The organism is Nocardia sp. 2TAF39 (assembly GCF_052114905.1).
Lineage (GTDB): Bacteria > Actinomycetota > Actinomycetes > Mycobacteriales > Mycobacteriaceae > Nocardia.
This window is the reverse complement of sequence record NZ_JBFRFQ010000002.1, coordinates 35,742-59,599: the sequence shown is the minus strand read 5'-3', so window position 1 is coordinate 59,599 and position 23,858 is coordinate 35,742. Positions and strand designations below refer to the sequence as shown.

The window sequence follows — 23,858 nt, the reverse complement described above, 5'->3', positions numbered from 1 at the left end:
TCAGCCGTGCGTCAAAATCTTCGCGGCGGCGTCCAAGCCGTCCGGGGTGCCGACGACCACGAGCAGGTCTCCTCCGGTGAAGGTGAAATCGGGGCCGGGCGACGGATGTAATTGCCCCGCCCGCATGACCGCGACAATGGAGACCTTCGTGCGAGTGCGCATCTCGGTCTCGCCGAGGGTGCGACCGTCGTAGGGAGAGTCGTCGCCGATCGGCAGCTGACGGGTAGTGATCCCGGGCAGGTCGCGGTGGTCGTCGTTGAGCTTGGCGACCAGCTGCGGCGCGCCGAGCAGGTTGGCGAGCACCGCCGCCTCGTCGGTGGTCAACGGGACCTGCGCGGCGCAGGCATCGGGATCGTCGGACTTGGAGACGATGAGGTCGATGTCACCGTCACGGTGCGCGACCACGCCGATGCGGCGGCCGGAACGCACTTCGAAGTCTTTGCGGACACCGATCCCGGGTAGTGCGGTGACGTCGACGTTCACGATATCCAGATTAGCCGGATGTCCGAGTCGATAAACCGCGCGGTCATCACTTCGGCCGACGGCGCGGCGAGAGAGCTGTGCTCTGATTGAGGCGTGAGGCGGTGGTCGGAGTTGCCGGAGACGACGCGGGACGCGCTCGGTGCGCTCGGCGCTTTCGCAGGCGGCGCGGCGCTGTATCGCACCGGCCTGTCCACCATGACCGAGCGCGGCGGGGAGCTGTCGCTGTGGATGCGCCTCGGCGTGCTGGTCGCGCTGTGCGTCGCGACCTTCTTCCGTCGCCGAAAACCGGTGTGGGCCATGCTCGGTGGCCTCCTCCCGCTGGCCGTGGACACTTGCCTCGGCGCGACGGTGCCGGTGTGGATCATCTACGCCGACCTGATCTATTCCGCCGTGCTGTACACCGGAGGCCGGGCGTCGCGGATCACCGCGGTGTGCTGGTCGGTGTTCTCCGGCTTTGTCGTGACGCTGACGCTGACGCTGACCGGGGATCTGCGTTCGGTCGCGCTGGCACTGGTGGCGGTGTTCAGCTTCGTGGCCACGCCGATCTGGTGGGCGAACTCGGTCCGCACGCACAAGGAGATCGCTGACGCCGAACGCACCCGCGCACAAGCGCTGACTCTGGTCGCCGCGCTCGACCGCCGCGCGGCCATCGCCGACGAGCGCACCACGATGGCACGCGACCTGCACGACGTGATCGCCGGGCATCTGTCGGCGATCGCAATCCAGTCCGAGGCAGCGCTGGGGGTGCTGGCCCGCCGCGACGCCGATCCCGCGCTCAGCGGGATCATGCGGTCCATCCGCTCGAACAGCGTCAGCGCACTGCAGGAGATGCGCACGATGATCGGGTTGCTGCGCAGCGGCGGCACCGAGGACGAGGTGACCGCGCCGCGGCGGCTCGCACAACTGTCGATGCTGGTGGACGCGGCACGTGCGGCCGGGATCACGGTGCGTGCGCGATCGACGCTCGACGGCGCGGCCTTGTCCAGCGCGGTCGACCAGGCCGCGTACCGCATCGTCCAGGAGGCGTTGACCAACGCCATGAAACATGCACCGGGACAGGAGGTCTCCATCGACGTGCGCGCCGAGGACGAGGTGCTGCGCGTGTCGATCCGCAATCCGACCGCGCCGGTGCCGCCGCCACGTCCGGACGCAGAGGGTGGGTGCCGCGGATTGGTGAACATGCGCGAACGGGCGGGCGCGCTCGGCGGAAGCTTCCGCGCCGGACCGCATTCCGGCTACTGGGAGGTGCTGGCACGGCTGCCGCTCGGCATCGAGGGCGGATCATGACGATTCGGGTGGTGATCGCCGACGACCACGCCGCGATCCGCGCGGGCCTGCGGGTGATCCTGGACGTCGAGGAGGATATCGAGGTGGTGGGCGAGGCCGCCGACGGCGACGTCGCGGTGGCCCAGGCCGCAGCGCTACGTCCACACGTGGTGCTGATGGACGTGCGGATGCCCGGCGTGGACGGAATCACCGCGACCGCGCGGATCACGGCCGACGGACTGGCCAGAGTACTCATCCTGACCACGTTCGACTTGGACGAGTACGTCTTCCGCACGCTGCGCGCGGGCGCCGCGGGATTCGTTCTGAAATCCGCGTCGGGCCAGTCGCTGGTCGCGGCGGTGCGCGCGGTAGCGGCGGGTGACGGCGTGCTGGCCCCGGAGGTGACCGCGGCGGTGATTTCGGCGTTCGCGTCGACGAATTATGATGCGCCGCAACCGATTCCGCACGGTCTGGACGATTTGACCGAGCGGGAACGCGAGGTGCTCGACTGCCTCGGCGACGGCTTGTCCAATGCGCAGATCGCAAGCCGGCTGTTCATCGGCGAGACCACGGTCAAAACGCACGTCTCGCGCGTGCTGACGAAACTCGGTGTGCGGTCGCGGGTCCAGGCCGCCATCACGGCCCGGGAGATCCGCGACCGATAGCTCACCTGCCGAGGGGGACGAACACGCCGTCCGCGGCGGGGCGGTACTCCTCGACGGCCGTGACCGCCCCCACCGGCAGTGGGCCGTACAAGTGCGGGAAGAGCATCGACTCGGGATCGGTCGGCACGCCCGGCTCCCATTGGATGGGCGATCCCACCCGGCTGGGGTCGATGCGCAACAGCACCATATCCCGCCGTCCCGCGTACAGCCGGTTGGCGGGCAGGTGCACCTGCTGCGGCGCCGAGAGGTGGATGAACCCCTCCGCGTCGAGCGACGGCGCGCGGTACTCACCCGTTTGCCGAGCGGAAAGCCACTCGGCCAACGTACATAGATGAACAAGCGTGTGAGTGTCGTAGGTCACGGGTAATCTCCCGGTGGACAACTGGATCGGCCGATTCGAGGTGGTGATCGAGCGGTGGTCGACGACGTGACCTGTAATGTTCGCCCGTAGCGAAAATCCCTGGTCGTGTTATCGAAAACACACAGAATCACCCGCGGGAACAAAGCCCCCGTCCCGAACGTCTGACAGAGTAGTCATACCCCTGCTGAGAAGTAGCGGTAGCGAGCTCGTGGTGAGTGACCACGGGCCCCACACCAGGCGAACGGTCGTCAGGACCGGGAGCCAGGACGGAGGAGTCATGCCAGGAACCCTGACAAGCACCCCACTGACCGCGGTCGATCGTTGCGACCGTTGCGGGGCGGCTGCCCGAGTGCGTGCCGTACTGCCCGCAGGTGGAGAGTTGCTCTTCTGCCAGCACCACGCGAACGAACACATGGATCGGCTGCGTGAGCTCGATGCCGTGATCGACACGGAGTCCGCTCCCGCCCTCTGATCTGCTCCTCGCGTCCTGACACAACAGCATCGAACAACAGAACATCGTTTCCGTCGACGGCGGGCGACCAACAGGTCGCCCGCCGTCAGCATGTCCGGGACCGGTCAGTCCACGGAAACCTCGGGCAGAATGCCATCCAGCAGCCTGGCGAGTCCGTATTCGAATCCGCCGTCGGGGTCGGCCGGTGCCTGGTACAGCTCGCCGACTGCGGCGCCGACTCGCGACGACAGCGGGAACAGACTCGACGGCATGACCTCGCCGAGCAACGGGCCGTGCACCTCCCACCACCGGGCGTCACTCATCCGCCGCGTGTCACGGGCAGCGGCGACAGCCACCCGGGCGTTGCCGGTGGCGAATTCCGACAGCACGGCGATCACCCGGTCCATGCCGACATCCGACAGACCGATGTCCTCGATGGCGGCGAGCTGCCGTTCGTAGCGGCGCATGCGTCCGGGACCGAGCACGAGCCGCCAGGGTGAGACCTCCAGCAGCCAGGGATGCGCGATCAGTTCGGCGCGGACCTGGCGGGCGAGGGCGGCCATTCGCTCGCGAGGCGAGAGATCTCCGGGAATGGGGACGTCCTCGTCGGCGACCGCGTCGACCATGAGGACCGTGAGGGCGTCCTTGCTCGGCACGTATGTGTACAGGCTCATCGGGCGCAATCCCAGCTCGGCGGCGACCGCGCGAATGGAGACCTTCGCGTAGTCCTCCCGGTCGGCGAGCGCGATCGCGGCGGCGACCACCGCGTCCAGGCTGACCGTCTGCTTCGGCCCGCGGCCCGTGGGGCGCGGCGGAAGCTCGTGCCGCCACAGCAGGCTCATCAGCCGTCTCGCCTGTTCGACGTCGTTTTCCTCGCTCAAGGGGCTCCTCGGAACAAATCCAGTACGCTGTACGTTGTACGGTACTCCGTACGCCATACGTTGATTTAAGGGGTTCGTTCTGCGCAGCACACAGGCCACCTACCTGCCGGATCGGCACATGTTCGCGCTCTGGACGTGGACGGGACGCGGCACCGGACCCGCACCGAACGGTGACGGCGACCGCGAAACCCTCGCGCTGGCCGTCCCGGTCGGCGCGAGCGAGGCGATCGAGGTCGTGGACGTCGACACCACGCTCGTGGATCCCGAGACCTTCGCGGACCTGTCGATCGAATACCCGGGTCGGTCGCTCCTGCTCTGGCAGGACGCACTGCACGCCGCCGATGCGGACGCCGCGACGGGGAGCACAGGACCACCTCTGCCGGTAGCGGCCCACGCGGTGCCGGACGCCTGCGGCACCGCGATCGTGTCGGCCGAGCGCGCACTGCGGGTCTTGCGGGAGACCGAAGCCGTGACGACGGAGCTGCGCTCCGCGCTGAAAACGCAGTTGCGGCCCTATCAGGCGCGTGGAGTCGGTTGGTTGCGCGAGACCACGGACGCGCACGGCGGCGCGGTGCTCGCCGACGAGATGGGCCTGGGCAAGACGGTGCAGGCCATCGGCTTCCTGCTCGGACGGGCCGATGCGGGGCCGCAGCTCGTGGTCTGCCCGACCTCGCTGGTCGGAAACTGGGTGCACGAGATCGAACGGTTCGCGCCGGGACTGCGGGCGATCGTCTGGCGTGGCGGCGCGATCGCCGCCGACGCGGGGACCGTTGTGGTCACCGGGTACCCGACCCTGCGACTGCACGGAGGGCTGCTCGCCGGGCGGCGCTGGGCGACGGCGGTGTTCGATGAGGCGCAGGCACTGAAGAATCCGCGCACCCAGGTCGCCAAAGCTGCCCGTGCGGTCGACGCCGCCGCGGCGGTCGCGCTGACCGGTACGCCGGTGGAGAACCATCTCGACGAGCTGTGGGCGCTGTTGCACCTGGTGGCGCCCCGGCTGTTCGGGCATAGGACGCAGTTTCGGCGGCGGTTCGTTCGGCCGATCCAGGACGGGTCGGCGGCCGCCGCGGCGCGGTTGCGCGACACCATCGAACCGGTCGTGCTTGCGCGCAGGAAGATCCAGGTCGCCGCGGCGCTGCCCGCGAAGATCCACAGCGACCTGCTCTGCGACCTGACCGCCGAGCAGGAGGAGCTCTACGATCTGGTGCTCGCGCAGGCCATCGATGATGGATTCGGTTCCGGCATCGAGCGCCACGGCCGCGTGCTCGCGGCGTTGACCTCGCTCAAGCAGGTCTGCAACCACCCCGGGTTGGTCACCGGCGACCTCGGCGAACTGGCCGGCCGGTCCGGAAAGCTCGACCTGTGCACCGATATTTTGGCCACCAACCTCGAAACCGCCAGTCCGACATTGGTCTTCACCCAGTACCGGCAAACCGGCGAGCTGCTCGTGCGCCACCTCGCCGAACAGCTCCGGGTAGCCGCGCCGTTCTTCCACGGCGGGCTGAGCCAGACCGAACGCGGCGAGATCGTGTCCCGGTTCCAGACGGAGGAAGGTTCGTCGGTGCTGGTGCTGAGCCTGCGCGCGGCAGGCACCGGTCTCACGCTGACCCGCGCCGCCGACGTCATCCACTTCGACCGCTGGTGGAACCCCGCGGTGGAGGCGCAGGCCTCCGACCGGGTGCACCGGATCGGCCAGACCCGCACGGTCACCGTCACCACGCTCACATCGACCACCACCGTCGAGGAGCACATCGCGGGCATGCACGACCGCAAGGCGGCGCTGACCGACCTCAGCGACGCGGCGGGGATCGCCGCGCTGGCGGGGCTCGGCGACGACCAGCTGATCGAAATCCTGCGCCGCAAGAGGGAGAGCTGATGGCGGACAACGAATTCGGCTACACCGCATGGGGGATGGACTGGGTCCGCCTCGCCGAGCCGCTACGGCAGACCAGGCCCGATCCCCTGCTTCCCCGCGCCCGCAGCATCGCACGGAACAACGGCGTGCGGGTCACCGTCGAGGGCCGGATCGTGCGCGCCACCATCCATCGTGGCGGCCAGGCCTCGGTGACCCAGCTGGAGATCGCGCCGCTTACCAGGACGGTGATCACCGCCATCGCGCAGATCGTTCCGGATACGACCGTGCTGACCGATGACATGCATCGGGCGGTCGTCGCGGCCGGGATCGCGCTCACACCGGTTCTCGCGGGCACCGACTGCTCGTGCCCGGCGCGTACCTCGCGCTGTCTGCACGTGCTCGCCGTGTACTACGAGATGGCGCGCCGGATTGATGAGAACCCGCGGCTCGCCCTGGAGGTCCAAGGCTATTTCGATGTGGCGCCGCGCGATTCGGCAGTATCCGCACTCTCGGCACGCTGGACACCGATCAGCGCGCTCGACCCGGCAGATTTCTTCGGGACGGTGCCGAGCTGAGCCATCGGTCTGTGGGGGCGAAAACCGATCTGCCGCAGGACAAATGGTTTTCGGGTGTTGGTTTGTCCACTCCCTGGGCGATGCCGTCGCCGACGGTGAATCGGGGACCGGCACCGGGAATAGCCCGGCCGCCAGTCATCGGGCTGGGGAAGGACGTGGAGCCGACCGGAAGTCCGCCCCGCTACCGAGGCGGGGAAGGCAGGTGGCGTGGAAGCGTCTACCCCCACGGCCCTCCGACCAGCAGGGCGGGACGCCATTTCGTAAGGAATGGCTGTCTGAACTGGGAGTGGTCATACAAACACTCACATTTCAGGTAACTCCTCAGACCGGCCTAGGCCGGGACCCGCGGAGCCGGACCGGGACGACTCCAGGCGGGTCCGGGCCGGACGCCGGAGCCGAGAGCCGAGAGCCGAGAGCCGAGAGCCGAGAGCCGAGAGCCGAGAGCCGAGAGCCGAGAGCGAGCCGAACCCATCTCAGGCCGGGCCGGACTGGGCCGAGGCCGGGACAGGTCGGTCGGTCTAGTACGGCAACTCAGTCCGGCCGTCTGGCCCGAAAGCGGAAACTCGATGTCCCGGTGTCGACCTCGACGTCGGTGAAGCCGATCCTGCGCAACCGGTCGGCGGCGGTCTCCGGTGGAACCGGCACGCAGGTGTCGCCCAGGTGCATCAGCCGGAACAGGCGCCCGTCGAGACCGTCACTACCAGCGAACACCCCGCTAGGCCGCAACACCCGCAGGGCCTCGGCGAACAGCGCGTCCTGCTGCCCTGCCGTCGGCACGTGGTGCAGCATGGTGAAGCACACCACGGAGTCGAACTCCCCTGGCGGCAAGGGCATGTCGGTGCCGTCGCCGTCGATCACGGTCATCACGCCGCCGTGCCTGGCGCGCAGCCGTGCGGCCAGTGCCGGGTCGATCTCGACGCCGGTGAGGGTCGCGGTCCGGTCCAGCAGCGCGGACACATTGGCGCCGTAACCGGGGCCGATCTCGAGGGCCTCGTCCCCGAGATCGAGACCGGACAGCCCACGGCACAATACGCGTCGCGCTGGTCCGCTCCCACATCGACGAGCGGCACAGCAGCCGGTGGAAAATGTTCATCGCCATGACGCCAACGCTAGGAACGGATCGTGCCGGGGACGACAGGCTACGGTGACAGACTGTGTCGCAGAACGGCCACGCTGTAGTTCAGCCCGCCCCACCTGGGGCGACAGCCATGGTGTTCGGCGCCGGGGTGCTCCCGGCCGGGCATTGGTTCGAGCTGCACGAACATCCCCAGCACCAGATCGCCTGGGCGTCACGGGGAGCCATCGCTGTCGAGGTGCGCGACAATCGCTGGGTGCTGCCACCGACCAGGGCGCTGTGGATCCCCGGCGGCACCGCGCACCGTACCGGCACCTCCGACGGCGCCGCGATGCGCGGCATCTACGTCGAACCCGACCGGTGCTCGGTATCCTTCGAACACCCGACCATGCTGCGCGTGACCCGTCTCCTGCACGAGCTGTTCGACCTGCTCACCACACCCGACACCGCCCCGGCCCGCCGGGCGCGCGCCGAGGCTGTGGTGTTCGATCTGCTGGAACCGGTCGAGGTGATCCCGATCGGCGCGCAACAGCCCACCGACCCCCGCGCGGCAGGTGGTCGACGCGCTCGTCGCCGATCCGGCCGACACACGAACCCTCGCCGAGTTCGCCGCCGACGTTGCCGCCAGCCCGCGCACGCTCGCCCGGCTGTTCGTGGCGGAGACCGGAATCAGCTTCGGCCAGTGGCGCACCCAGATCCGGCTGGCCGCCTCGCTGCCGTTGCTCGCGGCCGGGCTGCCGATCGCCAGGATCGCGGGCCGGGTCGGCTACGCGACGCCGAGCGCGTACGTCGCGGCGTTTCGACGTGCGGTCGGTGTGTCGCCGGGGCGGTACTTCACCGGATGATCAGGCGTTGGTGCCGCTGTCCACGGTGAAAAACGCGCCGGTGACGCTGCGGCCGGACGGGCCAGCCAGGAAGGCCACCGTGGCCGCGACGTCGTCGGCGGCACCGAAGCGGCCGAGCGCGGTGAGGTCGCGCTGCAGCGGCGCATGGTCGCCGTCCTGGGGGTTCATGTCTGTGTCGGTGGACCCGGGCTGCACCAGGTTCACGGTAATCGCGCGCGGGCCGAGTTCGCGGGCCAGCGCCTTGGTGAAGCCGTTGAGCGCGGACTTGCTCAGGTTGTAGAGCGCGAGGCCGCCGAAAGGCGCGTGCTCGGACAGATTGGTGCCGATGCTGATGATCCGGCCGCCATCCGTCATGTGCGGGACCGCCGCTTGTGCGCCGACGAACGCGGCGCGGGCGTGCACGTTGAGCGCGTTGTCGATCTCGGCCACGGTGAACTTCTCGAAGGGCTTGGCCGGGAAGATGCCCGCGTTGTTGACCAGGATGTCCAGCCCGCCGAGTTCGGAGGCGGCCCGATCCACCGCGGTGCGTACCGCGGCAGCGTCGGCGCTGTCGGCCTGGATCGCGATCGCGCGGCGGCCGAGTGCCTCGACTTCACCGGCTACGGTTTTCGCCTGCCCCTGGGCGTTCTGGTAGGTCAGGGCGATATCCGCGCCCGCCTGGGCGAGGCGGCGGGCGATCGCCGCCCCGATCCCGCGGCTACCGCCGGTCACCAGTGCCACTTTGCCCGTGAGGTCCGACATCGGAGCTTCTCCCTATTTTGTGTCGATCAGTACATAAATAGCCAACCGCATCGGAGGCGTCGGTGTCAATGGGTATATTTAACGATCGGCACAGAAAGGATTTCGTTATGGCGGAACGGGGACGGCCGCGCGCATTCGATCGCGCAGCCGCATTGCGCCGTGCCATGGAGGTGTTCTGGGAGCACGGCTACGAGGGCTCCTCGATGAGCGACCTCACCACCGCGATGGGCATCAACTCCCCCAGTCTGTACGCCGCATTCGGCGGCAAGGAGGCGCTGTTCCGCGAGGCCATCGGCCTGTATGGGCGAACCGACGGCGGCTACACCGACCGCGCGCTACGGGCAGCGCCGACCGCGCGGGCCGGCATCGAGTCGATGCTGCGGGACAACGCCGCCGCCTACACCGAGGAGAACAAGCCGCACGGCTGCATGGTGGTACTCGCGGGCTCCACCTATACCACCCGCAGCACGAGCATCCGCGACTTTCTGATCGAAAAGCGCCGCGAGACAACCGAAGACATCCGCAAGCGCCTCGCCCGCGGCGTCGTCGAGGGTGATCTGCCGGCGGGGACGAACACCGCCGCCCTGGCGAGCTTCTACACCACGGTCCTCTACGGCCTGTCCATCCAGGCCCGCGACGGAGCCTCTCTGGCGGACCTCACCGCTTCCATCGACTGCGCCATGGCCGCCTGGCCCGTCCCGATGACCTGACGCGACAGTCGCGCGGGCGGCATCTACTTCCGCCGCAGGGCGGCGATACGCTCGCCCAGTTGTTCGGCAGTGGCCAGCGCGGTGGGCGGACCACCGCATTCGCGGCGCAGTTCGCCGTGGATCACGCCGTGCGGCTTGCCGGTGCGGTGGTGGTGCATGGCCACCAGACTGTTGAGTTCCCGGCGCAGTTCGCCGAGCCGGTCGGCAGTGGCGACGCGTTCAGCGGCGCTGGCCACCTGCGGGCCGGGCTCAGGGGCGGCCGTTGCCCCGCCACGGTCGGCGATCTGACGGGCCTGCCGGTCGCGCAGCAGCGCGCGCATCTGCTCGACATCGAGCAACCCGGGAATACCCAGGTAGTCCGCCTCTTCGTCGCTGCCTGCGAAGGTGGCGGTACCGAAGGACGATCCGTCGTAGATCACCTGATCGAGTTCGGCGTCGGCCGCCAGCGCGACGAAGGGTTTCTCGTCCTCGCCCGGCTCGTCCTTCTGCTTGTTGGCGTCTACCAGCAGCTCGTCGTCGAGGCCGTTCTTCTCCCGGTGCGGCTTACCGATGACGTGGTCGCGCTGCAACTCCAGCTGAGCGGCCAGATCCAGCAGCACCGGCACCGAAGGCAGGAACACACTCGCGGTCTCCCCAGACTTGCGGGCGCGCACGAAGCGGCCGATCGCCTGCGCGAAGTACAGCGGGGTGGCAGCGCTGGTCGCATACACGCCGACCGCCAGGCGCGGCACGTCGACGCCCTCCGACACCATGCGCACCGCGACCATCCACGGCTGGGTGTTGGTGCTGAACTCCGCGATCCGGTTCGAGGAGGCCGGGTCGTCGGACAACACCAGCGCCGGCTTCTCACCCGAGATATGTTCCAGCAGTTCGGCGTAGTCGCGGGCGCGTTCCTGGTCGGTGGCGATCACCAGCCCGCCCGCATCGGGCATGCCGGAGGCGCGCTTCTGGCGCAGCCGGATGTCGGCGGCGCGCAGCACCGCGGATATCCAGTCGCCCGCCGGGTCCAGCGCGGTGCGCCAAGCTCGGGCGGTCTGCTCGGCGTTCAGTGGTTCGCCGAGACGGGCGGAGTACTCCTCGCCCGCGCTGTCGCGCCAGTGCGCCTCACCGGAGTAGGCGAGGAAAACCACCGGGCGCACGACACCGTCGGCAAGGGCCTCGGCGTAGCCGTAGGTGTGGTCGGCGCGAGACTTCGGGAAGCCGGACTCGTCGGGTTCGTAGACGACGAACGGGATCTGGCTGTCGTCGCTGCGAAACGGGGTCCCGGTCAGCGCGAGGCGGCGGGTCGCGTCCCCGAATGCCTCGGCCGTCGCGTCACCCCAACTCTTCGCATCGCCCGCGTGGTGGATCTCGTCCAGAACAACCAGGGTCCTGCGGTTTTCGGTGCGCACCCGATGCCGGAAGGGATGCGCGGCGACCTGCGCGTAGGTGACCACGACGCCGTGATAGTCACCCGAGGTTGCGCCGGTGGAGTTGGAGAACCGCGAGTCCAGCGCGATCCCGACGCGGGCCGCGGACTGCGCCCACTGGTGCTTGAGATGCTCGGTCGGCGCGACCACTGTGACCTGGTCCACGGTGCGGTCGGACAGCAACTCCGCGGCGATGCGCAGCGCGAAGGTGGTCTTTCCCGCGCCCGGGGTAGCCACCGCGAGGAAGTCCCGGGGTGCCGTGGCCAGATATTTCGTCAGCGCACGTCGCTGCCAGGCGCGTAGGGCGCCACCGACGCCCGTGCTCGCTACTCCCGAATCGCTCGGCGTCTCCGCTTCTCCCGCCACAGCGGCGCCACCCGACCCAGTCACGCAGACGACCATAGCGGCCCGGCACGGCGTGTCGCCAAACCGACGCGGTGTGCGCGATGGGCATCACACGTCACCTGCCAGGACAATGGAGGTTCCGACGCCCACCGACACGTCGCACCGACAAACCGATGCGAACACGCGAAGTACGCGATGCTGTAGGCACGATGACCGACGACACTGCCCTCACCAGCGATCCGCCGCGGACCGGCGCATCCTCGCACTCCGCCGCGGTGCGCACCAGGACGTGGGCCGACCGAACGGGCGCGATGGCGGCGCACGCGGGCAGGAAGACGGTCACGCTGGTCGTGCGGGTGGCGGAGAAGGCATGGGAGGACTCGATCTTCGCCAAGTCGGCCGCGGCGGCGTTCTGGCAGACGCTCTCGCTCGCGCCGCTGCTGCTCGGGGTGCTCGGCAGCCTCGGGTACGTCGGGGGGTGGTTCGGCCCGGACACGGTGGAGATCGTCGAGTCCAAAATCATCGTTTTCAGCCGCGACCTGTTCAGCGCCACCGTGGTGTCGGATCTGATCCAGCCGACAGTGCAGGACGTGCTCGGACGCGGGCGGGGCGCGGTGGTGTCGGTGGGATTCGTGCTGTCGCTGTGGGCCGGGTCGTCGGCGATGGCCACGTTCGTCGACGCGATCGTCGAGGCGCACGACCAGCAGGACGCGCGGCATCCGGTGTGGCAGCGCATCTTCGCTCTGCTGCTGTATGTGCTGTTCCTGGTGGCGGCGGTGTTCATCCTGCCGCTGGTGGCGCTGGGGCCGACGCTGATCGGGCGGGTACTGCCCTCGGCCTGGCGGGCGACCGGATTGCAGCTGCTGGATTTCTTCTACTACCCGGGCGTCGGCCTGCTCCTGATCATCGGGCTCACCACCCTGTACAAGCTGGCGCTGCACACATCGCTGCCCTGGCACCGGCTCTTCGGCGGGGCGATGGTGGCCGGGGTGTTCTTCATGACGGCCAGCGAGGTGCTGCGACGCTACCTGGCGTGGGTCAGCAGGACCGGCGTCACCTACGGCGCGCTGGCCACCCCGATCGCGTTTCTGCTGTTCACGTACTTCCTCGGCTTCGCGGTGATCCTCGGCGCCGAGTTCAACGCCGCAGTGCAGGAATTCTGGCCCGCCCGCGCGACGCGTATGGAGCAGGTGAAGGAGTGGATCGCCAATCAGGTGCGTGGCGACAGCGGCGCGAACGCCGAAGCGCCGACCGAGGACGAATCTCCGCCAGCCCCGACCACGCCGGACCCGCGCCGCGCCGCGCCGCCCTCGACCGGCGGGCCGGCACCGTCCTCGACCGATCCCTAATTCGTGACAGTCTCACCGTTGCGCGCGCCATCGCCGCGGCCGTCGATGCCGCATGGGGGCGACGACACTCAGTCACCCTTGCGAAGGCCGTCGTAGACCTTCTTGCACTCCGGGCACACCGGCGAGCCGGGCTTGGCCGAACGGGTCACCGGAAAGACCTCTCCGCACAGCGCGACCACGTGAGTGCCCATGACGGCGCTCTCGGCGATCCTGTCCTTTTTGACGTAGTGGAAGAACTTCGGGGTGTCGTCGCCCGTCGTCTCGTCGGTCGTCGTATCCGGGCGAACCATGGTGTCGGTGCTCACGCATTCCATGATGCCGCATCGCGGGATCAGAGGCTGACCATGGTGTGTGCGTGGACGGACCGCTAGTGGAAGACTCGGTGTATGCAGCAGAACGGCGATCCCCCCTCCGCCGACGGCCGCGACCGCGAAGAGCACCCCGACGTGACGATGCCGACGCAGCCCCGCCGCTCCTCCGGATACTTTCCAGGAAGTGACGACAAACACCCGGTGCTGATCACCGAGGCCGCGCCGTCGCTGGAGGACCAGCACCGCGCACGCGTCCGCCGGTACACCATCATCATGGCGTTCCGCATCCCGTGCCTGATCCTGGCCGCGGCCGCCTACAGCGCCTTCGGCAATCCCCTGCTGTCCATCCTGATCATCGTCGCCTCCATCCCCCTGCCATGGATCGCGGTCCTCATCGCCAACGACCGCCCGCCGCGGCGCAAGGACGAGCCCAGCCGCTGGGACCGGCCCCGCACCGCCATCGAGTCGCGCCCGCACAACGCCATCGACAGCTGAGCTCGGCGCACTGAATCCACGGCGCCGAGGAGATCCCGGCGTCAGGACAGTTGCGGAGCGCGACGGATGACAGCCGACATCACCGCGGCGGCGCCACAGAGCGCGCCCGCGAGGTACCAGGCCAGGTTGTAGCTGCCTTGCATGTCACGGATGACGCCCGCGCCGGTGGCCGCGACGGCCGAGCCGATCTGATGGGAGGCGAAGACCCAGCCGAACGCGACGGGGCCATCGTTGCCGAACAGTTCCCCGCACAGCGTGACCGTCGGTGGCACCGTGGCGACCCAGTCCAGGCCGTAGAAGATGATGAAAACCCACAGGCTCGGCTGCGTGTCCGGACCGAGCAGCGAGGGCAGGATCAGCAGCGACAAGCCGCGCAACGTGTAGTAGCCGATCAGTAGGTAGCGCGGGTCGACACGGTCGGTCAGCCAGCCCGAAGCGATGGTTCCCGCGACGTCGAAGATGCCGACGACCGCGAGCAGGCTCGCCGCGGTGGTCGGGGGCATGCCGTGATCGTGCGCCGCGCTGACGAAATGGGTGCCGACCAGGCCGTTGGTCGACGCGCCACAGACAGCGAATCCCCCGGCCAGCAGCCAGAATCCGGGCCTGCGCGCGATCCGGCCGAGCACGGTCAGCGCGCGGGATGCGCCACCGGCGGCTCGCACACGTACTCCGATCGAGCTGCCCGGCTCGGCACCGTAAGCGGTCGCGCCGACATCGCTCGGATAATCCCGGATGAAGAGCAGCACCAGCGGCGCCACGGCCAGCGCCGCACCCGCCACGATCAGCGACGGCAACCGCCAGCCGTGCGCATGCGCCAGCGCCGATACCAGCGGCAGGAAGATCAGCTGCCCGGTCGCGCCCGCCGCAGTGAGCACGCCGGTGACCAGACCGCGCTGCCGCACGAACCAGCGGCCGGTGATGGTCGCCACGAACGGCATCGACATCGACCCGACCCCGACGCCGACAAGCAGGCCCCAGGTCAGGATCAGATGCCAGGGCGCGGACATGAACACTGTCAGCCCGCTGCCTGCGGCGACCAGCACCAGCGCGCAGGTCACCACCCTGCGGATGCCGAACCGGTCCATCAGCGCCGCCGCGAACGGCGAGATCAGACCGTACAGCAGGAGATTCAGCGAGACGGCCGTGCCGATGGTGCCGTGCGACCAGCCGAACTCCTCGTGCAGCGGGTCCATGAGCACGCTCGGCACCGACCGAAAGGCGGCGGCGCCCAGTAGCGCGACGAACCCGACCCCCGCGACCAGCCATGCGGGGTGCATGCGCGGCTGGCGCGCGGTGTCGACGGGAACCGGGGTCGGCGGCGTCTGCAGTTCGGTCACCCGCTGAGCGTGCCGGAAGTTACCTCCCTAGCGAGTGGCCGGAACGCCACAAAACACCAAATTCGTGCCAACGTGGCACCCGCCGCGCTTCGACAACCCGGGGAGGTGTACCTAGGGTGTGGCGGGGCAACAAGACAGGAGTGAACATGATTCGGTGGATCTGGGCTTTCCTGGACCGGCCGGCACAGCGCTTCGACGACTGCGCGAAGTTCTGGTCCACGGTCACCGACACCCAGCCCTCCCCTCGCCGCGGCGAGAACGACGAGTTCCTGACCCTCTTGCCCGATCCCGCGTTGTTCGCCGCGGCAGGCATCAAGATGCAGGCGGTGACCGGTCTCGGCGGTGTGCACCTCGACCTGGACGTCGACGACATCGCGGCCGCCGCCCGCATCGCCCTCGAGCTGGGCGCCGAGCTGGTCGCGAACCACCCGGACTACGCCGTGCTGCGCTCCCCCGGCGGCCAGACGTTCTGCTTCACCCCCAGCGGCCGTGTCAAGGGCAGGCCCGCCCCCGCCGTGCATGCGCCCGACGGCACGCTCTCGCGCCTGGACCAGGTGTGCTTGGACATCGGCCCCGCCGACTACGACGCCGAGACCCGGTTCTGGAAGTCGTTGACAGGGTGGGAGCTCCGGCACGGCAGACTGCCGGAGTTCGCCCGGCTGTGCCCCGAGCAGCAGCTGCCGGTGCAACTGCTGCTACAGCGCCTCGGCGAGGGCCGTCCGACCAGCGCACACGTCGACCTGTCCGCCGGGGACATCGACGCCACCGCCGCCTGGCACGAGTCGCTCGGCGCGACCGTGGTGCACCGCCACGAACACTGGATCGTGTTGAGCGATCCGGGCGACGCACCGTACTGCGTCACCGCCCGCGACCCGAACGGCCTCTGAATCCCGCTCACGAATCGCGTACCGGCACGGCGCTGTTCGCGCCTGGAACTCGCGGCACCCAGTCCCTCGGGCAGTACCTGGCGTGCCGAGCGGCGACCGGGCGAACGCCTGGTCGGTGCTGGATGGTTGCGGTGGCAGAGTACTGATGTGCCTACGAACCGATCGACCACCACCGGATCGCTGCTCACCGCGCTCTGCCCAGACCTGCGCACCGCGCTGACCAGGGTCGGTTACGACGCCGATACCCTGCTCGAAGTGCTCGGGGCGGACGCGCACGCGGCACTGGGCCGCTCGGAGCCGGTTCCGGTGCGCCGCGCGGCACGCCATGCCGGTGAACTCGGCACCCTCATCCGTCTGCTGCTGCTCGGCGATGCCCTGCCCGAACGGGAGGTGGCCGCCGCGCTGGCGCCGGTGGACATCGGCCGAGCGGTCGCCGCGGGCCTGCTCGTCCGCGACGGCAACGCCCTCCGGGCGGCGCTGGATCTGCGCCCGCTGGACGCAGGCGCAGGCACCCGGTGGATTCTGTCCGACCTCGACGACTCGATGCGCAGGCGCGCGCTGACCGAGGACCATGTGCTCGGCGTCGGCCATGCCTCCCTCTCGCTGCTGCGCGCCACGCCGACGCGCCCGGTCGGCACGGTGCTCGACCTCGGCACCGGCTGCGGAGTGCAGGCCGTGCACGCCGCCTCCTACGCCCAGCGGATCACCGCCACCGATGTCAACGGCCGCGCGCTGTGGCTGGCCGAAGCCACCGCGGCGCTCAACGAACTCGACATCGAGCTGGTCGAAGGCTCCTGGTTCGAGCCGGTCCGGGGCAGACGCTTCGACCAAGTGGTGGCGAATCCGCCGTTCGTGGTCGGTCCCACCCGCATCGAGCACACCTATCGCGATTCCGGCCTGGCCCTCGACGGGGCAAGCGAATTAGTGATCGCGCAGGCCGCCCACCTGCTCGCGCCAGAAGGCACCGCCGCAATGCTGGCGGCATGGGTACACGTCGACGGCGACGACTGGCGCGGGCGGGTCTCGTCCTGGCTGCCCGCACACGGCGTCGACGCCTGGGTGGTGCAGCGCGACGTCGCGGACCCTGCTCTCTACGTCGGCACCTGGCTTCGCGACGCGGGCCTCGACCCGCGCGACCCGTCCGCGCAGGCCCGCGCCGAGGAATGGCTGAACGCGTTCGCCGCGGCGAACGTCGAGGGCATCGGCTTCGGTTTCGTCTACCTGCGCGCCATCGACGGTCCGACCGAACTGCTCGCCGAAGACCTCACGCACGGCTTCGACGACCCGCTCGGCGACGAGGCCGTCCGCTACTTCGAGCGCTCGTCCTGGCTACGGGCCGTCGCCGGTGACGAAGGTCTCGCCTGGTCCGCACGTTTCGTGGTCAACCCGGCGACTGCGCTGGAGCGCGTCTACCTGCCCGGTCCCGACGGCTGGGCGCCCGAGGTAGCGCGGGTGCACCGCGGCGACGGCCCGCGCTGGCAGCACGAGGTGGACGAGACCACGGTCGCCTTGCTGGCGGGAATGCGCCCGGACGGCCTCCCGTTGTACGAACTGATCGAGCTACTGGCGCTCGCCGACGGATCCGACCAGGTGACTGCCGAGTTCGCGGCCGATGCGCTGTCCGTGGTGGCCGGATTGGTACGTCACGGATTGATAGAGCCCGTGTAACCACACGGCTATCGCTATGCGGAGGTCGTGTGCAGGTCCTGCGCAGGGATCGCCCCCCTACCGGGTGTTTCTCAGGAACTTCTCAGACGAGAGTGCCAAAAACCGCAGTTCAGAGCGGTTTATGAAAGCAGTAGCGGGGAACTTTCTCTTTGTCGGGTCCGTTGATCGGAGTGAGACACCACCGACAGGAGGCAAGTCATGACAAGCCCCGCCACCACTCGAGTGCGCACCAGCGATTTGGACCTCGACGCCCAGAGCCCCGCCGCCGACCTGGTACGTGTGTACCTGAACGGGATCGGCCGCACCGCGCTGCTCACGGCTGCCGACGAGGTCGAGCTGGCCAAGCGCATCGAGGCGGGCCTCTATGCGCAGCATTTGTTGGAGACCGGCAAACGGCTGTCGGCCACCCGCAAGCGCGATCTAGCCCTCGTCGTGCGTGAAGGCCAGACCGCCCGCTCGCATCTGCTCGAAGCCAACCTTCGCCTCGTTGTCTCGCTGGCCAAGCGCTACACCGGCCGCGGCATGCCGCTGCTCGACCTCATCCAGGAGGGCAACCTCGGCCTGATCCGCGCCATGGAGAAGTTCGACTACGCCAAGGGCTTCAAGTTCTCCACCTACGCCACCTGGTGGATCCGTCAGGCCATCACCCGCGGCATGGCCGACCAGAGCCGCACCATCCGACTGCCCGTCCACTTGGTCGAGCAGGTGAACAAACTGGCACGGATCAAGCGGGAGTTGCACCAGCAGCTGGGCCGCGAGGCCACCGACCAGGAACTGGCCAGCGAGTCCGGCATTCCGGTCGACAAGATCTCCGATCTGCTCGACCACAGCCGCGACCCGGTGAGCCTGGACATGCCGGTCGGCAACGACGAAGAGGCCCCGCTCGGCGATTTCATCGAGGATTCCGAGGCCACCTCGGCCGAGTCCGCGGTCATCGCCGGTTTGCTGCACCACGACGTGCGCAGTGTCCTCGCTACCCTGGACGAGCGGGAGCAGCAGGTCATCCGGCTGCGATTCGGCCTGGACGACGGCCAGCCGCGCACCCTGGATCAGATCGGCAAGCTCTTCGGCCTCTCCCGCGAACGGGTGCGCCAGATCGAGCGTGAAGTCATGGCGAAGCTGCGCAAAGGCGAGCGCGCCGACCGGCTCCGCGCCTACGCCAGCTGATCGATCGCCACTGCCGGCTACTCCGAGACCTGCCCGGAGTCCAGATCGGTGACTCGCCCGCAGGCGTCACCCTTCCGCGCCGACCGGTCACAGCGCTTTCCTGCCCTTCCACACTGGCCGGTGTGCTCCACACACCGGCCACGCGGACCTCAGCCCAGCCTGCGCGGGCCGGTGTCGAAGCGGCTCGGTTCCGGACCGATGCGCCCGCGTGCGTAGAGGATCTCGGCCGAGGTCGGCGACGCCAGCACCGGGTCGAAGGACAGCTCCCGCATTTCCGGCAGGTCGTCGAAGAGGGCCGAGATGCGCTGGGCCAGCGCGGCGAGGGCTGCCTTGTCGACGCGCGGACTCGCCGGTGTGCCGGACAGCAGCGGGGCGGCGCGTGGCGCGTCGATCAGAGCCGTGGCCTCGTCGGCGGTCAGCGGAAGCGCCCGGTAGGCACGGTCACCGAGTAGTTCGATGATCAGACCGGATAGGCCGAACTCGATCACCGAGCCGAAGGACGGGTCGTCCTGCACGCGCAGAATGCAGCCGACGCCCTTGGTGGCCATCTTCTGGATGTGCAGCATGGGGTCGCCGCACAACTCGGCCAGATCGGTATACGCCTGCCGAACCGCTTCCGGACGCCACAGGTCGAGCCGGACGCCGGTGAGATCCGGCCTGCGCCGCCACAATTCGCCGGTTGCCTTCGCCGCCACCGGGTAGCCGAGTTCCTCTGCCGCCGCGATCGCCTCATCAGCGTTGTGCACCTCACGAAACTCCACAACCGAGATGCCGTAGCAGGCGAGCAGTTCCACGACTTCCAGATCGGTAAGCCAGCGACCGCCCGATCCGGCCATCCACTTCGCCATGAGCTTTCGGGCACGGTCGGTGTCGATTCCTTGCGGCCGCACCACCGGAGAAATGGGCCTGGTTCGCCATTCGGCGTAACGACGGACCCGGGCCAGTGCCCGCGCGGCGCGTTCCGGGTCGGGATAGGAAGGTATCGAGCCCCGCACCGCGGTGGCGCCCGCGCCGCGCACCGCCAGTAGGTTCGGAATCCCTTGCTCGGCAACAAACGTGGTGAGAAGTGGTTTCTCGGCTTCGGGCACGGCGGCCGCCGCGGCGCGGATGGCATCGGCGAACCCGCCGGTCGGCAACGGCACCGGAGGCGCGAAAACGACGATCACGGCATCGTTCTCGTCCGACCGCAGGGCGGCGACCATTGCGTCGAGATAGTCGCCGGGCGTCGCCTGCGGCCCCAAGTTCACCGGATCGCCGACCTCGAGGCCCTCGCCCTGGGCCGCGTCGACGGCCAGCCAGTTCAACGCCGCGCTGTTGCCCACCACCCCGAGCCGCGACCCGCGGGGCAGCGGTTGGTAGCCGAGCAGGGCGGCACAGTCGAAGAGTTCGGAGATCGAGTCGACCTGGACGATGCCCGCCTGCGCGAACAGGTCTCGCACGATGGACCGGTCCATGTCCCCGGCCGCCTGGGTGCGGGCGGCCAAGCGGCCGCTGCTCACCGCGACGATCGGTTTGGTCCTGGCTACCCGGCGCGCGATCCGGGAGAATTTGCGCGGATTGCCGAAGCTCTCCAGGTACAGCAGCACCACATCGGTGTCCGGATCGCTGTCCCAGTACTGCAGCATGTCGTTGCCGGAGACGTCGGCGCGGTTGCCGGCCGACACGAATGTCGACAGACCCAGGTTGCGCGCGGCGGCCTCACCGAGGATCGCCGCCCCCAACGGGCCGGATTGACAGAAGAATCCGATCCGTCCGCGTGCGGGCAGTACCGGAGCCAGAGTCGCGTTCAAAGTCACCGCCGGGTCGGTGTTCGCGATACCCAGCGCGCTCGGTCCGACCACACGCATGCCGTGGCCGCGGGCAGCCACGACCAGCTCGTGTTCGGCCGCCACACCGCCTTGGCCGGTCTCGCCGAAGCCAGCGGTCAGGACAACGAGTCCTTTGACGCCCTTGGCCATACAGTCGTCGAGCACCGATCCGATCGCCGTGGGTGGCACCGCGATCACCGCGAGATCGACCTCGTCCGGTATCTCCCGGACTGTCGCGTAGGCGCGCACCCCGCGCACCGACTTGCGGTGGGGGTTCACCGGGAAAACAGGTCCCTGGAACACGCCCGACAGCAGGTTCGCCAGCACCGCCCCGCCGACCCGGCCCGCCGCCGGGGTGGCGCCGATGACTGCGACCGACTGCGGGGCAAGCAGATTGCCGACGCTGCGCGCCTCCGAGGCCCGTTCGCGGGAATCCCGCACGGACAGTAGCGCTTCGGTGGGGTCTATGGCGAACTCCAGGTGCAACACCGACCCGTCCCTGCTGCGTTCGACCTGGTAGCCCGCCTCGCGGAACACCGTCACCATGACGGTGTTCTCCGCGAGCACCTCGGCGACGAAGGTCTCGATCTTGTTCTCGGCGGCGGCACCCGCCAGGTGCTCCAGCAGGATCGAGCCGAGCCCGCGCCCCTGATGCCCGTCGGCCACGACGAACGCGACCTCCGCGGCCCGCGGCCCACCGCGGTCCAGCAGCTCGTAGCGGCCCACTGCCACGATCGCCTCGCCCAGCTCCAGCACCAGCCCGACCCGGTCGTGATAGTCGACATGGGTGGTTCGGTACAGGTCCTTGGGCGAGATCCGCGGGTACGGGCCGAAGTACCGCAGATACCGGGTGCGGTCGGACAGCGCACCGTGGAACTCCTGCAGCCGGTCGCCATCGTCGGGCGTGATCGGGCGCAGTCGCACGACGCCGCCGTCGGAGGCCAGGACGTCGGCGAACCAGTGTTGCGGGGGAGGTGGCGTGGCGGGGGCGTCCGGAGTATCGGGCAAGTCAGTCACGGGGATCCTCCGGATCGAGACCTAGCAACCCGAAAGTCGCTCGGCGGGTAGCCAGCACGGCCATGTCGACGGCACGTTGGGCGCGGTCGAACTGTGCGTCCCCAGTCTCCCCTGTGCCGCCGGGTCCGTCCCACGGACGGTAGGCGACGTCTCCGCCGTCTCCCATAGTGCACGGCGGATCCGCCTGCGGCGCTTCGACGCGGATCCGATCGATCCAGCCCTGCGGTATCGGCGTCGCCGGGTCGATGGAACGGCCCAACGCGGTGGCCATGAGGTGCGTCCAGGCCCGTGGCACCACCCGGACCAGGCCATATCCGCCGCCGCCGACGGCGAGCCAGCGCCCTTCGGCATGCCGATCGGCAAGTTCGCGCATGGCGCGGAAGGCAGCGCGCTGGCCGTCGACAGTAAGCGCCAGATCGGCCAGGGGGTCCTCTCGATGGGTGTCCACGCCGCACTGGCTGACTACGATCTGCGGCCCGAATGCCGCGACCGCGCCGGGCACCACAGCGTGAAAACCGCGCAGCCACTGCGCATCCCTGGTGCCGGGCAGCAGCGGCAAGTTGATAGAGGTGCCCTCCGCCGCACCCGTGCCGATCTCCTCCGGCCACCCGGTGTTGGGCCACAGGGTCGCTGGGTGCTGGTGCAACGAGATGGTCAGCACCCTGGGGTCGCCATAGAAGGCCCGCTGCACGCCGTCTCCGTGGTGCACGTCGACATCGATGTAGGCGATGCGGTCGAAACCATGGTCCAGCAGCCAGGAAATCGCCACCGCCGGGTCGTTGTACACGCAGAATCCGCTGGCTGAATCGGGCATCGCGTGGTGCATGCCGCCGCCGATGCTGACCGCCCGCTCGGCGCGGCCCTCGGCGATCTCACGCGCCGCGGACAGGGTGCCGCCCACAATCGTGGACGCCGCCTCGTGCATGTGCGGAAACACCGGATTGTCCGGCGAGCCCAGACCGTACGGCGGCGCAACGGGCGAACCGACCGGGGGTACCGCGTGCTCGACCGCCTCGATGTAGTCGGGCGTGTGGATGCGCAACAGGTCCGGGAGCCCGGCGGGGCCAGGCTCGAGCAGCTCGACACCGTCGAGCAATCCGAGACTTTCCGCCAGCGCCATGGTGAACTTCAGACGCACCGGTTTCATCGGATGCTCCGCGGTCCAGGTGTAGTCGAGGAACCGATCGGTCCAGACGACGGTTCCCGCCCGATCCGCACCGGACGAGGTCGGCGCCGGAGGTTCGCTGCGCGGTGCAGTGTCCATACTCGCAACGCTAGCGGGAAGCAAGCGGCCCCGCGAAACGTTCCCATGCAGTACAAATACAAGCAAGTGCGATCGCGGCTGCCCGCCGTGCGCCGGCCGCATCCCGCGGTGTCGGCTGTGAGGTCGCACAGCGTAGAGCGACACGATCCGGTACACGGCGGTGCCGTCGTGCGTGGGTAGAATTCGTGCCGACGAAGGGGTAACAGGTGAAGGATCTGGTCGACACCACGGAGATGTATCTCCGTACCATCTACGACCTCGAGGAGGAGGGCGTGGTGCCTTTGCGCGCCCGGATCGCCGAGCGCCTCGAGCAGAGTGGACCGACGGTGAGCCAGACCGTAGCGCGGATGGAGCGCGATGGTTTGCTGTTGGTTGCCGGAGACCGTCACCTGGAGTTGACCGAGAAGGGTCGCAGCATGGCGGTGGCGGTGATGCGCAAGCACCGGCTGGCCGAGCGGCTGCTCGTCGACATCATCGGGCTGGACTGGCAGAACGTGCACGCCGAGGCCTGTCGCTGGGAGCACGTGATGAGCGAGGACGTCGAGCGGCGTCTGGTCGAGGTACTCAACCACCCGACCACCTCTCCCTACGGCAACCCCATTCCCGGCCTGGACGAGCTCGGTGTGGTACCCGCGACAAGCGCCGAAGAGACACTGGTCCGGCTGTCGGACCTGCCGCACGGCCAGATGCACGCCGTGGTGGTGCGCAGGCTCGCCGAGCACATCCAGACCGACCCCGAGGTCATCGGCCAGCTGCGTGAGGCGGGCGTGGTGCCGGACGCGCGAGTGACGGTGGAGACCAAGCCGGGTTCGGTGGTCATCACCGTGCCGGGCCACGGCGGTTTCGAGTTGTCGGACGAGATGGCCCATGCCGTCCAGGTGAAGCGGGTCTGA

General features: G+C 69.0%; 23 protein-coding genes and 1 pseudogene. 14 read left to right on the top strand and 10 right to left on the bottom strand.

The genetic code is table 11. The features are described 5' to 3' along the window. Nucleotides 1–483, bottom strand: coding sequence for a cation:proton antiporter regulatory subunit (locus AB4Z47_RS01765; protein WP_441947389.1), 483 nt, complete (start codon nucleotides 481–483; stop codon nucleotides 1–3). Between the two features lie 93 nt (nucleotides 484–576). Here AB4Z47_RS01765 and AB4Z47_RS01760 point away from each other — a divergent pair, with 93 nt between their 5' ends. Both AB4Z47_RS01760 and AB4Z47_RS01755 read left to right on the top strand, forming a co-directional pair. Further along, complete coding sequence (locus tag AB4Z47_RS01760) at nucleotides 577–1,770, top strand: sensor histidine kinase (RefSeq protein WP_441947388.1); 1,194 nt, start codon at nucleotides 577–579, stop codon at nucleotides 1,768–1,770. Then, nucleotides 1,767–2,414 carry a response regulator gene (locus AB4Z47_RS01755; RefSeq protein WP_441947387.1) on the top strand — a complete coding sequence of 216 codons (648 nt, stop codon included), beginning with the start codon at nucleotides 1,767–1,769 and terminating at the stop codon, nucleotides 2,412–2,414. Before AB4Z47_RS01760 ends, AB4Z47_RS01755 begins: the two co-directional genes overlap by 4 nt. Before the next feature lies 1 nt (nucleotide 2,415). Here the strand turns inward: AB4Z47_RS01755 and AB4Z47_RS01750 are convergent, their stop codons facing one another. Beyond that, nucleotides 2,416–2,775: a DUF952 domain-containing protein gene (locus AB4Z47_RS01750; RefSeq protein WP_441947386.1), complete on the bottom strand. Its 360-nt coding sequence runs from the start codon at nucleotides 2,773–2,775 to the stop codon at nucleotides 2,416–2,418. A gap of 277 nt (nucleotides 2,776–3,052) precedes the next feature. On the opposite strand from AB4Z47_RS01750, the gene AB4Z47_RS01745 reads away from it, so the two are divergent. Further along, nucleotides 3,053–3,247, top strand: a complete 195-nt coding sequence (locus AB4Z47_RS01745; protein ID WP_036538000.1) for a DUF7455 domain-containing protein — start codon at nucleotides 3,053–3,055, stop codon at nucleotides 3,245–3,247. 104 nt (nucleotides 3,248–3,351) lie between these two features. Here AB4Z47_RS01745 and AB4Z47_RS01740 read toward each other — a convergent pair whose 3' ends face one another. After that, nucleotides 3,352–4,068, bottom strand: a complete 717-nt coding sequence (locus AB4Z47_RS01740; protein WP_441947530.1) for a TetR/AcrR family transcriptional regulator C-terminal domain-containing protein — start codon at nucleotides 4,066–4,068, stop codon at nucleotides 3,352–3,354. Nucleotides 4,069–4,225: 157 nt separating this feature from the next. Between AB4Z47_RS01740 and AB4Z47_RS01735 the strand changes: the two genes are divergently transcribed. Beyond that, nucleotides 4,226–5,983 (top strand): DEAD/DEAH box helicase, encoded by a 1,758-nt coding sequence (locus tag AB4Z47_RS01735; RefSeq protein ID WP_441947385.1) that lies wholly within the window; start codon nucleotides 4,226–4,228, stop codon nucleotides 5,981–5,983. Then, entirely contained in the window at nucleotides 5,983–6,537 is a 555-nt protein-coding gene (locus AB4Z47_RS01730; protein ID WP_441947384.1) for a hypothetical protein, read from the top strand. The genes AB4Z47_RS01735 and AB4Z47_RS01730 overlap by 1 nt, the downstream gene beginning before the upstream one ends. A 531-nt stretch (nucleotides 6,538–7,068) precedes the next feature. Here AB4Z47_RS01730 and AB4Z47_RS01725 read toward each other — a convergent pair. Continuing rightward, nucleotides 7,069–7,566 (bottom strand): class I SAM-dependent methyltransferase, encoded by a 498-nt coding sequence (locus tag AB4Z47_RS01725; protein ID WP_441947383.1) that lies wholly within the window; start codon nucleotides 7,564–7,566, stop codon nucleotides 7,069–7,071. A gap of 179 nt (nucleotides 7,567–7,745) precedes the next feature. Here AB4Z47_RS01725 and AB4Z47_RS01720 point away from each other — a divergent pair. Both AB4Z47_RS01720 and AB4Z47_RS01715 read left to right on the top strand, forming a co-directional pair. Continuing rightward, nucleotides 7,746–8,030: pseudogene (locus tag AB4Z47_RS01720) on the top strand (AraC family ligand binding domain-containing protein); the annotation flags it as partial. 136 nt (nucleotides 8,031–8,166) lie between these two features. Next, nucleotides 8,167–8,457, top strand: a complete 291-nt coding sequence (locus tag AB4Z47_RS01715) for a helix-turn-helix domain-containing protein (RefSeq protein WP_441947382.1) — start codon at nucleotides 8,167–8,169, stop codon at nucleotides 8,455–8,457. On the opposite strand, the gene AB4Z47_RS01710 is transcribed toward AB4Z47_RS01715, so the two are convergent. Then, nucleotides 8,458–9,198 (bottom strand): SDR family NAD(P)-dependent oxidoreductase, encoded by a 741-nt coding sequence (locus AB4Z47_RS01710; protein WP_441947381.1) that lies wholly within the window; start codon nucleotides 9,196–9,198, stop codon nucleotides 8,458–8,460. A gap of 107 nt (nucleotides 9,199–9,305) precedes the next feature. Here AB4Z47_RS01710 and AB4Z47_RS01705 point away from each other — a divergent pair, with 107 nt between their 5' ends. Beyond that, entirely contained in the window at nucleotides 9,306–9,908 is a 603-nt protein-coding gene (locus AB4Z47_RS01705) for a TetR/AcrR family transcriptional regulator (RefSeq protein WP_441947380.1), read from the top strand. 23 nt (nucleotides 9,909–9,931) lie between these two features. On the opposite strand, the gene AB4Z47_RS01700 is transcribed toward AB4Z47_RS01705, so the two are convergent. After that, entirely contained in the window at nucleotides 9,932–11,683 is a 1,752-nt protein-coding gene (locus tag AB4Z47_RS01700) for a DEAD/DEAH box helicase (protein ID WP_441947529.1), read from the bottom strand. Between the two features lie 290 nt (nucleotides 11,684–11,973). Between AB4Z47_RS01700 and AB4Z47_RS01695 the strand changes: the two genes are divergently transcribed. Beyond that, nucleotides 11,974–13,011: a YihY/virulence factor BrkB family protein gene (locus tag AB4Z47_RS01695; protein ID WP_441947528.1), complete on the top strand. Its 1,038-nt coding sequence runs from the start codon at nucleotides 11,974–11,976 to the stop codon at nucleotides 13,009–13,011. 68 nt (nucleotides 13,012–13,079) lie between these two features. Here AB4Z47_RS01695 and AB4Z47_RS01690 read toward each other — a convergent pair whose 3' ends face one another. After that, on the bottom strand, nucleotides 13,080–13,325 hold the full coding sequence (locus AB4Z47_RS01690; RefSeq protein ID WP_406279822.1) for a DUF3039 domain-containing protein: 246 nt from the start codon (nucleotides 13,323–13,325) through the stop codon (nucleotides 13,080–13,082). 138 nt (nucleotides 13,326–13,463) lie between these two features. Here AB4Z47_RS01690 and AB4Z47_RS01685 point away from each other — a divergent pair, with 138 nt between their 5' ends. Next, nucleotides 13,464–13,817, top strand: coding sequence for a DUF3099 domain-containing protein (locus AB4Z47_RS01685; protein WP_441947527.1), 354 nt, complete (start codon nucleotides 13,464–13,466; stop codon nucleotides 13,815–13,817). 41 nt (nucleotides 13,818–13,858) lie between these two features. Here AB4Z47_RS01685 and AB4Z47_RS01680 read toward each other — a convergent pair whose 3' ends face one another. Next, on the bottom strand, nucleotides 13,859–15,094 hold the full coding sequence (locus AB4Z47_RS01680) for an MFS transporter (RefSeq protein ID WP_441947526.1): 1,236 nt from the start codon (nucleotides 15,092–15,094) through the stop codon (nucleotides 13,859–13,861). A gap of 206 nt (nucleotides 15,095–15,300) precedes the next feature. Between AB4Z47_RS01680 and AB4Z47_RS01675 the strand changes: the two genes are divergently transcribed. The 3 genes from AB4Z47_RS01675 (at nucleotide 15,301) to AB4Z47_RS01665 (ending at nucleotide 18,876) form a co-directional block, all read left to right on the top strand. Next, on the top strand, nucleotides 15,301–16,041 hold the full coding sequence (locus AB4Z47_RS01675) for a VOC family protein (protein WP_441947379.1): 741 nt from the start codon (nucleotides 15,301–15,303) through the stop codon (nucleotides 16,039–16,041). A 147-nt stretch (nucleotides 16,042–16,188) separates the two neighbouring features. After that, nucleotides 16,189–17,709, top strand: a complete 1,521-nt coding sequence (locus tag AB4Z47_RS01670) for a DUF7782 domain-containing protein (protein ID WP_441947378.1) — start codon at nucleotides 16,189–16,191, stop codon at nucleotides 17,707–17,709. A gap of 198 nt (nucleotides 17,710–17,907) precedes the next feature. Next, nucleotides 17,908–18,876 carry a sigma-70 family RNA polymerase sigma factor gene (locus AB4Z47_RS01665; protein WP_441947377.1) on the top strand — a complete coding sequence of 323 codons (969 nt, stop codon included), beginning with the start codon at nucleotides 17,908–17,910 and terminating at the stop codon, nucleotides 18,874–18,876. A gap of 149 nt (nucleotides 18,877–19,025) precedes the next feature. Here AB4Z47_RS01665 and AB4Z47_RS01660 read toward each other — a convergent pair whose 3' ends face one another. Further along, the gene (locus AB4Z47_RS01660; protein ID WP_441947376.1) at nucleotides 19,026–21,701 is read right to left on the bottom strand and encodes a bifunctional acetate--CoA ligase family protein/GNAT family N-acetyltransferase; all 2,676 of its coding nucleotides are present in this window, start codon (nucleotides 21,699–21,701) and stop codon (nucleotides 19,026–19,028) included. Further along, on the bottom strand, nucleotides 21,694–22,965 hold the full coding sequence (locus tag AB4Z47_RS01655) for an acetoin utilization protein AcuC (protein ID WP_441947375.1): 1,272 nt from the start codon (nucleotides 22,963–22,965) through the stop codon (nucleotides 21,694–21,696). Before AB4Z47_RS01655 ends, AB4Z47_RS01660 begins: the two co-directional genes overlap by 8 nt. 206 nt (nucleotides 22,966–23,171) lie before the next feature. Between AB4Z47_RS01655 and AB4Z47_RS01650 the strand changes: the two genes are divergently transcribed. Then, nucleotides 23,172–23,858 carry an iron dependent repressor, metal binding and dimerization domain protein gene (locus AB4Z47_RS01650; RefSeq protein ID WP_441947374.1) on the top strand — a complete coding sequence of 229 codons (687 nt, stop codon included), beginning with the start codon at nucleotides 23,172–23,174 and terminating at the stop codon, nucleotides 23,856–23,858.

What these genes read in the sequence shown, in the direction of transcription:
- AB4Z47_RS01755 (WP_441947387.1), top strand. Translation starts at nt 1,767, where the DNA reads ATGACGATTCGGGTGGTGATCGCCGACGACCACGCCGCGATCCGCGCG.
- AB4Z47_RS01745 (WP_036538000.1), top strand. Translation starts at nt 3,053, where the DNA reads ATGCCAGGAACCCTGACAAGCACCCCACTGACCGCGGTCGATCGTTGC.
- AB4Z47_RS01740 (WP_441947530.1), bottom strand. Translation starts at nt 4,068, where the DNA reads ATGAGCCTGCTGTGGCGGCACGAGCTTCCGCCGCGCCCCACGGGCCGC.
- AB4Z47_RS01735 (WP_441947385.1), top strand. Translation starts at nt 4,226, where the DNA reads ATGTTCGCGCTCTGGACGTGGACGGGACGCGGCACCGGACCCGCACCG.
- AB4Z47_RS01730 (WP_441947384.1), top strand. Translation starts at nt 5,983, where the DNA reads ATGGCGGACAACGAATTCGGCTACACCGCATGGGGGATGGACTGGGTC.
- AB4Z47_RS01710 (WP_441947381.1), bottom strand. Translation starts at nt 9,198, where the DNA reads ATGTCGGACCTCACGGGCAAAGTGGCACTGGTGACCGGCGGTAGCCGC.
- AB4Z47_RS01705 (WP_441947380.1), top strand. Translation starts at nt 9,306, where the DNA reads ATGGCGGAACGGGGACGGCCGCGCGCATTCGATCGCGCAGCCGCATTG.
- AB4Z47_RS01695 (WP_441947528.1), top strand. Translation starts at nt 11,974, where the DNA reads ATGGCGGCGCACGCGGGCAGGAAGACGGTCACGCTGGTCGTGCGGGTG.
- AB4Z47_RS01690 (WP_406279822.1), bottom strand. Translation starts at nt 13,325, where the DNA reads ATGGAATGCGTGAGCACCGACACCATGGTTCGCCCGGATACGACGACC.
- AB4Z47_RS01685 (WP_441947527.1), top strand. Translation starts at nt 13,464, where the DNA reads ATGCCGACGCAGCCCCGCCGCTCCTCCGGATACTTTCCAGGAAGTGAC.
- AB4Z47_RS01680 (WP_441947526.1), bottom strand. Translation starts at nt 15,094, where the DNA reads ATGCACCCCGCATGGCTGGTCGCGGGGGTCGGGTTCGTCGCGCTACTG.
- AB4Z47_RS01675 (WP_441947379.1), top strand. Translation starts at nt 15,301, where the DNA reads ATGATTCGGTGGATCTGGGCTTTCCTGGACCGGCCGGCACAGCGCTTC.
- AB4Z47_RS01665 (WP_441947377.1), top strand. Translation starts at nt 17,908, where the DNA reads ATGACAAGCCCCGCCACCACTCGAGTGCGCACCAGCGATTTGGACCTC.
- AB4Z47_RS01655 (WP_441947375.1), bottom strand. Translation starts at nt 22,965, where the DNA reads ATGGACACTGCACCGCGCAGCGAACCTCCGGCGCCGACCTCGTCCGGT.